We start from the raw sequence: 11,966 nt of genomic DNA on the forward strand, positions 1-11,966 counted from the left end.
AGGATGAGCATAGTCAAATTTTGAATTGTATTGAAGCAGGAGATGTGGAGCAGGCTGTTGCTGTGAGCCACAAGCACCTCGATGGGATTGAAGCTGCACTCAATACCTTTGCAGCATTAGAACCGCAACTCAGCTTGGCCGAACGGTTAGCCACGCGTCAACCTTCACGATAGTTGATCCTATTTGACTGGTTTGCCTGATAACCTAGTTAGCCAGTGCTCAGAACGATTGGTAGTCATAGGGATTGCGCCCGTCAATAGTGCCTATAGTCCACCTCATGATCGGTGTGATGCTAAACCGGGTTACGAGTATTGAACAGACTGTTTTACTAGAACATAACTCCTGAGTTTGAATTCTCTTTGCAGCGTGAACATTTATGCGACTACTCCTGGTCAACAGCAATTCAACGACAGTGGTCACTGAGCGGATGGTTGAAACGGCCAACACTGTCGCTTCACCGCATACCACCGTTACTGGTGTGACGGCCTCCGGAGCTGCGGTCATTCGTTCTCATCTTGAATTTGCCGAAGCTGCTGTGCAAACGGTACTTGCACTCCAACAGAATGCTCCTGGGCACGATGCCGCTATCATCGGATGCTTTGGCGATCCGGGGCTGAAGGCGGCGCGTCAGACGCTGGATATTCCTGTTGTCGGGCTCACGGAAGCGGCCATGCTGATGGCTCATACGCTAGGCGGTCGATACAGCGTGATCAGCTTTGGTCGGCACAATGCTATCAACATGGTCGATTTAGCCCGCAGCTATGGGCTCCACTCACGCTTAGCTTCCGTGCGTATTGCTGATGTTAGCTACAGCGCTATTCTGGCAGATCCGAGTCAGGCTTTCGACGCTTGTGTGGACGCTGGTAAGCAAGCTCTGACTCAAGATGGAGCTGATGTGTTGATTCTAGGGGGTGGCCCCGTGGCAGGTATGGCTCGCCAAGTTGCGGCAATGCTAGACGTACCAGTGTTAGACAGTATTGCTTGTGCGACAAAACTGGCTGAATCTTTGGCCGCTTGTGGCTATACGACGAGCCGTTCTGGTCTTTATCAATCGGTGGAATAAGGAACCCGTGTCATTGGGTTCAGATCTTGCCAGATGCACGATAGTGTTGTTTTTCCAAGAAGAATGAATGCCTCAAACCTCTGTTGAATAAGGGTTTGAGGCATTCATTGCTTAAATCATCGAAACGCCTGTCTAAAAAAGTTTTTGAGCATCTTGCTCACATTCCGATGTCATGCCTTCATTCAGCACTACCGCCACAGGTTAGTCTGGCAGATCGGTTGAGTGCGAGTAAGCCCTCCCCCTCGCATTAGCCAGCGTGGAATCGGTCATGCTCAACCCGTCATGGATTGGCAACAAAACCGCTTTGTCCTGTATGCAAATTTAGTATACATTGATTGTATACAATTTACGCGTTCCATATTTTTTACATCTTGCTACCGATTAAATGTCCAATTATTTACACGTCAGGAGATTTGCTTATGTTTCTTTCGCCGGTTTACTCTCTTCGTCGTTTGGCGTACCAAGGGTTGCTGGCCCACGTTGAGGAAAGAAAAACTGTTGACATAGTGATGGACAATCAGCCCTTTAGGGTCGAGAATAGCTGGCTGGTGAGTCTGAAAAAGCTGCGCCCCTATTGGGCGGGATTAGGCCTGGCGATCGCATTGGCGAGTATTGCCTGCGCTTCCATTTTGGTCGTGATTGCTGAGCGATCGATGAGTCCAAGTGCGATCGCGTTTAATCGGCTTCTAATCGCCGGAGTTGTTTTTGCCCTATGGCAATCCTGTCCTTTCCCACTGAACAAGAATCGATCAACCGAGCCTCTTGCGGATCAGCATCCAAATCGTTGGCGAATCATGGGGATCTTCGTATTAGCTGGCTGTAGTTTCGCCGGGTCGCTGGGATGCGCCGCCTGGTCGTTAACTCAGACAACGGTAGCCAACTCGACGTTGCTCAATAACCTGATGCCGCTGTTCACGACTCTGGGAGCCTGGTTGCTGCTGGGGCAACAGTTCAATCGTCGCTTTGTGATTGGTTTGGCAGTGGCGATCGTAGGGGTAATCACGATCGGCATCCAAGATTTACACCTGGCAGATGCACAGCTCACGGGCGATGCCGTAGCCCTTCTAGCCGCTATCTTTCTAGCCATCACGCTGCTTTGTGTCGAGCGCTTACGGATACACTATTCAACCGCTGCGACCATGGCGGGTTTGTCATTCATTGGAGCCGCCTTTTTGCTCCCGTTTGCCTGCCTGAGTTCTGATCGTTTGTTTCCCAACACCTCAACCTGTTCACTGGCAGTCGTCGCTCTGGCTTTAATTTCTCAGGTTGTAGGGCATGGCCTGCTGACTTACAGCCTCAAGTCATTTTCCTCTAGCCTGGTATCTGTATTAATGTTAGCAATTCCAGTCATGTCGTCATTGTTGGCTGCGGTGCTGTTTGGACAGCATCTGGGTTGGGTGAATAGCATTGCTTTTGGGATAGTGCTGATCGGCATTTATCTGGCTATTTCAGGTCAAGCCATCTCAGCGGCACAGGAGTAGGATCGATCGCGTGCCATGGCACTTAGCCTAATTCCCGATGGCGAAAGCAGTCGATGGTGTGATCATTGACCATGCCCGCCGCCTGCATGTAGGCATAGCAGATGGTGGACCCCACGAACGTAAAACCGCGCTGCTTTAGGTCTTTGCTCATCGCATCTGAGGCGGGGGTGCGGGCGGGAACTTCGGCCATCGTTGCCCAGGTATTCTGCACGGTTTCACCCTCAACAAACTGCCAGATGTAGCGATCGAAGCTGCCGTAGGCCTCCTGGATCTTCAGAAAAGCTTGGGCGTTGCGGGCGGCGGCAGCAACCTTGAGGCGATTGCGGACAATACCTGCGTTTTGCAAGAGTTCCTGCTGCTTGGCCTCGCCGTAGCGGGCTACGACCTCGGGGTCAAAATTGTCAAAGGCGGTGCGGAAATTTTCTCGCTTGCGCAGAATGGTGATCCAGCTCAGCCCCGCCTGAAAGCCGTCGAGAAGGATGAACTCAAAATGCTTGCGATCGCAATGCAGCGGCACCCCCCATTCCTTGTCATGGTAAGCCACCTCAATCGGGTCGTCGTGAACCCAGCCGCAGCGCGGATGCAAGTCTGAATCAGAAGACATAGGCTGTTTTCGAGAACCAAAGCAATTCAATTGTACTAGTTTTTGGTGCGAAGTTATAGATGCCGCTGATTCTCAGCGTGGGGCTAGTTGAGTCAGACAAGGACTTTGGCGGTGAGAGCGCTGACGATGCTCATGTGGGCCCCACAACCACGGCCACTGCGACCATGACCGCGAGCTGATCATCACGAGTTACGAATACTATTCCTCCGCGCACCTGGCCATAGACAGGTTTACGTCGCTGTCCTGCGCCAGCGATCGCCCTCTCTGTCACCACTATGAGATTCACACCGTTGCTGCCCAAACGCTCTAGGTCTTGGCGGCATTGAGGATGGCTTTGGGGAAGAGTTTGAGCCGGGGGCGATCGCTCCCCGGCTCAAACTCGCGATAGACATCGTCCATATCACAGAAGATCTGGGTGAGGTCGAGGCACGCTAGACTGAATGACATGGCTGAGATGCTTAGAATTCAAGACTTTGAGCGTAACTCTCAACCTATTTTCTTGCACTCTAATCTTTGTCGAACTCATGTTTTGTCTAAGATCTTATGTCTGAGATTCATAATCAGTCAGTTTGTCAGCCAGCCTACATGCTGCGCTGTTTGAAGTGTGAAGCCACCTATGCAGCCGATCCGTTTCGTCTCCACTGTGATGCCGACCATGAGCCATCGCTTCTGCGTGCGGTTTACACAAATCAAATGCTGGAGGTCAAACCCCACCTGCCTGGCGTCTTTCGGTTTATCGACTGGCTGCCCGTTGAAACCTGCCTCAACCTCTCTGGAAAACCGATCACCTATGCCAGCCATGTCTTAGCAAACTATCTGGGGCTAGAACGACTATTTATTAGCTTCAACGGCTATTGGCAAGAGCGCAACGCGAACCTATTGACCTGTTCATTTAAGGAGCTAGAAGCCCCATCGGTTTTGGGGCGAGTGCCGTCGAACCATTCGCAAACGCTGGTGATCGCCTCGGCTGGCAACACAGGTCGAGCCTTTGCCAATGTTTGTTCTCAATTAGAGCTGCCGCTTTGTCTGGTGATTCCCGAAAGCAGCTTATCGGCAATCTGGTCTCCCCAACCCTTTCATCCCAACGTCAAACTGATTGTCGTGGGTGGCAAGGGCGACTATTCAGATGCGATCGCCCTTGCTAAGATCATCAGCCAGATGGACAGGTTTTTCCCAGAGGGGGGAGCAGCCAATGTGGCGCGTCGCGATGGCATGGGGCTGACGGTGTTAGATGCTGTTGTGTCGATCGGTCAGATTCCCGATCATTACTTTCAAGCAGTTGGGTCAGGCACGGGCGGCATCTCAGCCTGGGAAGCCAATCTGCGATTTCTAGCCGATGGACGCTTTGGCAACCAAAAGATGAAGCTGCATCTCGCCCAAAATGCTCCGTTTACTCCCATGGTCGATGCCTGGAACGCGGGGCTGCGAGAGCTACCCCACACCCATGAGCTTGTCGCCCGCGACCAAATTCAACAGGTCTCGGCGCATGTGCTGACCAATCGCCATCCAGCCTATGGATTGATCGGGGGCGTGTATGATGCGCTCGGTGATACCCAGGGCAAGATGTATAGCATCACCAATGCCCAATCGGATCGGGCTCGATGTCTATTTGAAGAGTTAGAAGGCATTGATATCTGTCCAGCATCCGGCGTCGCGACTGCGGCCCTGCTCCAAGCCGTTGAACTAGGCACTGTCAAGCGAGATGACTGCATTTTGCTGAATATTACCAGTGGCGGCACCCAGCAGATGCAGCGAGAACACCCCATGCACTACCTGCGCCCCTGGCGATCGTTTTTGCCCGATGAAATTCGGCCAGATCTGGTGGCAGACCGCATGGGCGAGTTTTGCCATGTCGCGGCCCCGCTCTAACGAGACGGGAATGCGTTACTTGGCCCGATGGGCCATGCCTAGCAACTTGTTAAATGATGATCTGATAAGAAATCCCATTCATTCACCTATGTCTCATTCACTGATCTCATTCACTGAATATCTATCATTTATCGATATCTAACCTTTATCTAAGTCCAGAACTAGATTTTTATCTGTGATGCAACTCCAGATTCCCGTATGGACTTGGTATGAATGGTTCAATGTTTGATCGTCACGCGAGATTTACCACACGAGATACAAACCATGGAACGTTTGTTGTTTAAGGGATTAGCTGCTGTGATGCGGCGTTCAAAAATAAAATTTCTGCACCAGCTCGACAAGGCACCGAGAGTTCAAGAACAGTTTTTGCGATCGCTGCTACACCGACACCAGTTCACCGCATTTGGTCAAGAACACGGGCTAGCAGACATCCAGACGATTGATCAGTTTCAAGAGCGGCTACCGGTGCAGTCCTACAGCGGTTTTAGATCCTACACTCAGCGCATGTCCATGGGAGAGCCGAATGTACTGACGGCTGACCCACTAATTTATTTCAATATTAGTAGCGGCTCAACCGGTGAAAAAAAGTTGATTCCAGTCACCCAGCAATCGCGCCAAGCCTTAGCAAATGCCAGTCGCACGTCCATCGGGTTTGCAGCCGATGCCGCTCTGCGTCATGGGCGACCCTTGGGCAAGATGCTGTTCCCGCTGTCAAGCAACGCCCTGGGTCACACCCCGAGCGGCATTCCCTATGCTCCCGTCAGCACCAGCGACTTGCGGTTAACCAGCCCCCTCCTGCGCCAGGTTTTTACCTACCCGTTTGAGGTGTTTCAAATTTCTGACACTGCCGCGCGCACCTACATGTGTTTGCTGTTTGCCCTGCGTAATGCATCGCTTCGCATCATTAGCGCCACATTTCCAGTGTCGGCCTTGCAAATGTGCAATTACCTAGAGCGCCACGCCGAGGAGATGATTCAAGATTTAGAAACGGGCAAAATTGCCCAGGGGCTTAAGCTTGAACCCGAGTTGCGCGCCAAATTTGAGCGGCAATGCTCAGCGGTTCCGGCGCGAGCGGCTCAACTGCGACACCAGATCAGCCAGCACGGACGTCTGACTCCGCACCTGGCCTGGCCTGACCTCTCATTTATGATCACCGCACGGGGCGGCACGTCAAATTTCTATTTTGAGCGATTCCCCGAATACTTTGGCGATATGCCAATCTTTGGTGGTGTCTATGCCTGTGCCGAAGGCACCATGGGCGTGCATCAAGACTTTAATACGGATGCAGCAATCCTGTCGATCGAAAGCGGCTTTTATGAATTTATCCCCGAAGACCAATGGGAGGTTGATAACCCCAAAACGGTGCTGCCCTGGGACGTGACAGTGGGCGATCGCTACCGTATTGTGTTGACCAACTATGCCGGGTTTTATCGTTATGACTTAGGAGACGTGGTTGAAATTGCTGGCTTTGTCGGTCAAGCTCCCACCATCATCTTTCGCCATCGCCGTGGGGGAGTGATGTCATCATCCACGGAGAAAACCACGGAGTTTCAGGTCATCCAGGTGATGCAGATTTTACAAAAAACCTTTCAGTTAGCCCTGGAAAACTTTTGTATCACGCTGTCTAAAGACTGCATTCCGTCCCACTATTTGGTCAATATTGAATTGGCACCCGGTGCCGTGCTCCCTGATCCAGAAACATTTCTACAGCGGTTTGATGACACCCTAAAAGATGTCAGCGCTTTCTACGCCATCAAGCGGCGCGACCAGATTCCGCTGCCGCGACTGCGCATTTTAGAACCCGGCAGTTTTGAACATCTGCGCCAGCGCATGGTGCAGCAGGGCATTGCCGAATCGCAGCTCAAGTTTCCCCATGTCACGGAAGACCGCAATTTTCTGGATGGGCTGTCCGTTCAGCACGAAGCTAGACTCGCAGGCGATCGCCTTCCTCAACTCTGACGGGGCATCCTGTCCGTTGGCAGATATGCTCAGGTTTCTGTAACAATGAGGGTGGCGAGCGACATCGAAGTCAGGCAAACTAGCTTACCTGATCTGAATCTATCTGCCTATCTCGTTTGAGCATGACATGGGCTAGTCCTATCCCCACGATCGCCAAAGCGCCCATCGGATAAAAAACATAGGTATAGCTGCCTAACCAATCTCGCAGTTGCCCCGCCACCAACGTACCCAGCAGAGCACCAATACCGTAGGCCGTGAAGACAATACCATAGTTTTGGGCATAGTCATCGGGGTTAAACAGACTCAGGGTGGTGGTGGGCGCAAGGGCCAGCCAGCCGCCCAGACAAAACCAGAACAGCGAGAAAGCAACCAGATAGGTCACCACTTGCCCTTGTTCTGCATTGACCATCAGAATACAGGCAACCAAGATCAGCGTATAGGAGGCGATCGCGATATGACGAGGCTGAAAGCGATCGCACAACCACCCAAACAACGGACGACTCACGCCATTAAACAGAGCAAATAAAGATACGCTAGCGGCTGCAATTCCTGGCTCAACCTGGATAATTTCTTCGCCTACTGGACTAGAAATACCAATGGCGCTGAGTCCCACAAACGTGCCGATAATGTAGCATAGCCACAGCCCATAAAAAGATGAGCTTTTGAGCATGGTTTTGGGATACTTGAGCGACGCTGGTTTAACTGTCGCGGCAGCAGTAACGGTGGTAGGTTGCCAGCCTTGGGGTGGCAGTTTCATCGTGGTGGCGATCGCCACAATAATCAGCATAAAGCTAAGCCCCAGCGCAAACAGAGTCGGCCGTACGTCATAGCGATCCATGAGGCCTTTGGCGAGGGGAGCCGTAACTAAAGGAGATAGTCCAAAGCCCACAATCGTTAACCCTACGGCCAGCCCCTTGCGATCGGAAAACCATCGGGCCATCACCACCATAGGCACACCATAGGCAATCCCCACTCCCACCCCTGCAATCACGCCATAGGTGAAGACCATGGCAGTAATGCTGGTCGTAAAGCTAGAAAGCATATAGCCAACACCTATCACAACGCCGCCCAGAGCCGTCATCCAGCGAGTTCCCAGTCGGGGAATATAGAACCCGGCTATGGGCATGGTGATGGCATAGCAAAGGAGGGCAACGGTGTAGGGCAAGAGGCTCTGGGTGGCGGAGAGGCCAAGTTCATTCTCTAGGGGTTTCCTGAAAATACTCCACGAGTAGACTGTTCCTAGACACAGTAAAACCATCATTCCTAAGGGAATTAGAAACCATCGCCCCTGCTGGGCAGGACGACCGAATAGGGTGAGATCTGTCCGGTGGTTTGACCGGTAGCTGGTACTATCCATGGCTGCTCGTATAGAACTATGGAGTAAATTTGTAAGATTCTTATCTTGCTGATGGAGCCATTGTTGAGGCTTAACTCACTGCAAGAATGCCACATATCAATATAGTCAGATAGTAAAGCTAGAACTATGAAACAATCATAGAAATCTCGCACCGTAGAGTATAGGCGATCGCCGCTAACTATCTTTCTAGTTACTGCACCATAAAAGCCGATAAGCTGGCTCGGCAGAAAACCCTATTAGCAACGCCCTCTATCCATACCGAGCAAACCTGCGGTGGATAACCTGCCGATCCAGGTTTGCCAGCCACCGAGAATTACGAGAGGTAGTCCTCAGGGCGCAACGTCCTCTATGAAACTCGCCATTATGGACACAACTGGACTCGAACCAGTGACCCCCACGATGTCAACGTGGTGCTCTAACCAACTGAGCTATGCGTCCGTCAAGATTTGAATTATTACATATCATGCCAGGAATATCAACGCCCCCCATCAAATTTACAAAAGCTGCGGTAGGATGACCCACAGCCAACAACACATAAACGCATGGTCATTGAATCTCTCTATACCGATGGGGCCTGCTCCGGCAATCCGGGGCCGGGCGGATGGGCAGCGATCGCTTACCTAGTGGGTGGCGGCGTCCATGAACTGGGCGGTGCCGCCGCCCACACCACCAACAACCGCATGGAAATCCAAGGGGCGATCGCGGCACTAGATTTATTACTATCTTCAGGGCAAACCGACACCGTCACCCTCTACACCGATAGTGAATATGTGAAAAAGGGCATTACCGCTTGGATTAAGGGATGGAAAAACAAGAATTGGAAAACCTCCACCGGCAAACCCGTGGTCAATCAAGACCTATGGGAAACCCTAGATGAACTACACCAACAAGTGAATCAACAGCTTACCCGCCCGCTACGCTGGGAAGTGGTGCGTGGCCATAGCGGCAACGAAGGCAATGAGCGTTGTGACGTGATTGCCCGAGCCTTCTCCCTAGGGCGATCGCCCAACATGACCCAAGATGCCCGATTGATGACCACGGCTGAGCCGAAAACCCCTACAAAACCTGACAAAACCCCTAAAAAAGTTCACAAATTGTTGAATGATGACAGAATTGAGGCCCAAAACACTGCCGGAGAGCGAGAAGAAACGATACAATCCAGTAGCACAATTGCTCAATCCTTTCCACCTGAGCGCACCATGGCAGACTCTTCCTCAGCAGCATACAACGACCCATCTGAAAATCTCCCGCGTGAACTACGAGTCGTCCAACTCCAAAACACGGTGGAAACGTTGCACATGGCAGACGAAATTGCCAAGCAAGGCTACCTGATCACCAGTGCTGAACTGGCCGACTTGATGGACGTCAATGCCAGTGCAGTCACCAGCCGAGGTGATAACTGGGTGTGGCGAAATTGGGTGGTGTCGCGAGTGCGGCGCGAGGGCAACCAAATTCTTTGGCAACTGGAGCGGGTTGACTAAGTCAGCGATCGCCTTCTAGGCTGCACCCCATAAGCTACACAAAATGGTAAGGCGGCAGTGCTGCCCCCAGAGACAGTTCCCAGAGCGGGCAATCGATCTGCCATTGCTCAATCTGCTGCTGTAGAGAAGCATGATCATCGCGATCGCCCAAAATGTGGATGCGTTCCACCCCGTCTTTGGGCTCACTATGGTGATAGGGGCAGCCAAGTTGAGCGATCGCCTCTAGCAGTCCCGCCAGTTGCTCCTGCTGCTGGTTGCGATAGGTTTCCTGTTGTTGATAGCGACGTTTTTTTGCCAGGAAGTAATCTTTCCCCTTTGCTGACTCCGGCAACTCCTCTAAAACCAAGGGATGAAGCTGTGCCTTGAGAGTATATTCCGCCTTATGAGTCACCTGCTGTAGCTTAGCAACATAGACATCTTGATGGGCTGCAAGGTGTTGGGTTAAAGCATCTAAAGATACCAAAAATGTCCCAAAAGGCACTGGTAATACATCAGCCTGTTGAAAGAGATCTTGCAAGACGCGATCGTGGGACAAAATCGCCTGGAGTTGAAAGCGTTCATCCCCAGAACGGATAGTGTCTGGATCAAGCTGACTCTCAACAACCGCTGATAAAACCCCCTGTTCCACCAAGTTCAGAGAGTTGGCTAACCCTTCCGGCAAATCCAAGTCCGTCGTGGGAGTCTTGAGAAATGCATAAACATACATAAGCAGGCTCCATAAACGGCTCATTGACCAATGAAAAAACTTTGGGATGCTAAGCAGCACCCCAAAGCTACAGTTTATTCTAGGTGTTGTGGATCGTTATCACCTAAATTGCTGGGCAATCACCTCACTTACGGAGATTGATGGGCCAATTCTGCCAGTTTGCCTGTGACATGACCATTATTGTTGCGGGGCTGCAACAACCCATACCCACCGTGGTTGCGTTCGTAGATGACGTTAATTTCATCTGTTTCGGCATTACGGAACATATAAAAGTCGTGGTCAACAAGCTGAAGTTGTTCAAGGGCATCATGCACCGTCATCGGCGGCATGGCGAAATACTTCGTACGAACAACTTCCTCCGGTAGCTGAACATCTCGATTCGTCAAGAGTTCATCCGATACGGTAATCGCTGGCAGCACCTCAGCCGCTTTGACGGGAGTGCGAGTCTTGTGCTGGATTTTCTCCTTATACTTGCGGAGCTGACGAGCAATTTTATTGGCTACGAGATCAATGCTGGCGTAGAGATTTTCACTGCTCTCTTCAGCACGAACAACGGTACCATTTGCATAGATTGTCACCTCTGCGGTTTGCTTAGGATTTATCCGGGGGTTGCGCGCCACTGATAAATGAACATCTACCTCGGTGGTATAGCTCTGGAAGTGGCTGACGGCTTTCTCAATCTTCTGATGTACGTACTCACGAATTGCATCAGTGATATCGATATTTTTGCCCTGGATAACAAGCTTCATAAAGCTTCCTCCCGCGAGAATTTGGGTTATATGTTCACCCTAACACTTTGTATTCTGGACAACAGCAGGGTTAAAAATCTTTTGCAACCTGTGACAATTCTTGACTAATTTCTGTCCTTTTGCGATGAAATATGTGTGGTTTACCCTTGCTTTTCGTCGCAGTCTGTCTACTGTTTTGTGAGTTGAGATGTATGCGATCGCTGTCCCGTCCTTGCTGGCTTTATTCTCCTGGTCTAGTTCCCTACGACGTGGCTTGGGAATGGCAGCGATCGCTCGTGGCAGATCGTCGCCAGCACCCTGATCATAACGATGTGCTGCTGCTGCTCCAGCATCCACCGATCTACACCCTGGGTCAGGGGGCCTCCATGGAGTTTGTCAAAGCTGAGCTTCAGCAGCAGGGTGTTCCCCTCGTGCGGATCGAGCGCGGCGGCGAGGTTACCTATCACTGTCCTGGACAACTCGTGGGCTACCCCATCCTCAACCTGCAGCGCCACACCCCAGATTTACATTGGTATCTCCGGCAGCTAGAAGAGGTGATTATCCAAGCGATCGCCCCCCTAGGACTTGAGGGACATCGTATAGAAGGGTTGACGGGGGTTTGGGTGGAAGGACGGAAAGTAGCGGCCATTGGCATCAAAGTGAGCCGCTGGATTACCATGCACGGCTTTGCCTTAAATATTTGCCCCGATCTTCATGG

11 protein-coding genes and 1 tRNA gene are annotated in these 11,966 nt (G+C 51.6%); 6 read left to right on the forward strand and 6 right to left on the reverse strand.

Annotated elements, in window-relative coordinates:
- The first annotated feature begins 376 nt into the window (after nucleotides 1-376).
- Both V6D20_02795 and V6D20_02800 read left to right on the forward strand, forming a co-directional pair.
- Nucleotides 377-1,063 (forward strand): aspartate/glutamate racemase family protein, encoded by a 687-nt coding sequence (locus V6D20_02795; protein HEY9814722.1) that lies wholly within the window; start codon nucleotides 377-379, stop codon nucleotides 1,061-1,063.
- 419 nt (nucleotides 1,064-1,482) lie between these two features.
- Entirely contained in the window at nucleotides 1,483-2,544 is a 1,062-nt protein-coding gene (locus V6D20_02800) for a DMT family transporter (protein HEY9814723.1), read from the forward strand.
- 22 nt (nucleotides 2,545-2,566) lie between these two features.
- Here V6D20_02800 and V6D20_02805 read toward each other — a convergent pair whose 3' ends face one another.
- Together V6D20_02805 and V6D20_02810 are read right to left on the reverse strand one after the other, a co-directional pair.
- Nucleotides 2,567-3,148, reverse strand: a complete 582-nt coding sequence (locus V6D20_02805; protein ID HEY9814724.1) for a DNA-3-methyladenine glycosylase I — start codon at nucleotides 3,146-3,148, stop codon at nucleotides 2,567-2,569.
- Between the two features lie 306 nt (nucleotides 3,149-3,454).
- Entirely contained in the window at nucleotides 3,455-3,595 is a 141-nt protein-coding gene (locus tag V6D20_02810; GenBank protein HEY9814725.1) for a hypothetical protein, read from the reverse strand.
- Nucleotides 3,596-3,691: 96 nt separating this feature from the next.
- On the opposite strand from V6D20_02810, the gene V6D20_02815 reads away from it, so the two are divergent.
- Entirely contained in the window at nucleotides 3,692-5,017 is a 1,326-nt protein-coding gene (locus tag V6D20_02815; GenBank protein ID HEY9814726.1) for a cysteate synthase, read from the forward strand.
- A gap of 264 nt (nucleotides 5,018-5,281) precedes the next feature.
- Nucleotides 5,282-6,976 carry a GH3 auxin-responsive promoter family protein gene (locus tag V6D20_02820; GenBank protein ID HEY9814727.1) on the forward strand — a complete coding sequence of 565 codons (1,695 nt, stop codon included), beginning with the start codon at nucleotides 5,282-5,284 and terminating at the stop codon, nucleotides 6,974-6,976.
- Nucleotides 6,977-7,055: 79 nt separating this feature from the next.
- Here the strand turns inward: V6D20_02820 and V6D20_02825 are convergent, their stop codons facing one another.
- Nucleotides 7,056-8,333: an OFA family MFS transporter gene (locus V6D20_02825; GenBank protein ID HEY9814728.1), complete on the reverse strand. Its 1,278-nt coding sequence runs from the start codon at nucleotides 8,331-8,333 to the stop codon at nucleotides 7,056-7,058.
- Between the two features lie 364 nt (nucleotides 8,334-8,697).
- Nucleotides 8,698-8,771: transfer RNA gene (locus V6D20_02830), tRNA-Val, on the reverse strand.
- Between the two features lie 104 nt (nucleotides 8,772-8,875).
- Between V6D20_02830 and rnhA the strand changes: the two genes are divergently transcribed.
- A complete protein-coding gene (gene rnhA / locus V6D20_02835) occupies nucleotides 8,876-9,814 on the forward strand; it encodes a ribonuclease HI (GenBank protein HEY9814729.1) in 939 nt (312 codons plus the stop codon).
- A gap of 34 nt (nucleotides 9,815-9,848) precedes the next feature.
- Here rnhA and V6D20_02840 read toward each other — a convergent pair whose 3' ends face one another.
- Both V6D20_02840 and raiA read right to left on the reverse strand, forming a co-directional pair.
- Nucleotides 9,849-10,520 carry a GvpL/GvpF family gas vesicle protein gene (locus V6D20_02840; GenBank protein ID HEY9814730.1) on the reverse strand — a complete coding sequence of 224 codons (672 nt, stop codon included), beginning with the start codon at nucleotides 10,518-10,520 and terminating at the stop codon, nucleotides 9,849-9,851.
- Nucleotides 10,521-10,648: 128 nt separating this feature from the next.
- A complete protein-coding gene (gene raiA, locus V6D20_02845; protein HEY9814731.1) occupies nucleotides 10,649-11,269 on the reverse strand; it encodes a ribosome-associated translation inhibitor RaiA in 621 nt (206 codons plus the stop codon).
- Nucleotides 11,270-11,460: 191 nt separating this feature from the next.
- On the opposite strand from raiA, the gene lipB reads away from it, so the two are divergent.
- Nucleotides 11,461-11,966: lipoyl(octanoyl) transferase LipB (lipB, locus tag V6D20_02850; protein HEY9814732.1), on the forward strand; the 506-nt coding region annotated here is incomplete at its 3' end.

The sequence above is a fragment of the Candidatus Obscuribacterales bacterium genome, assembly GCA_036703605.1.
GTDB lineage: Bacteria > Cyanobacteriota > Cyanobacteriia > RECH01 > RECH01 > RECH01.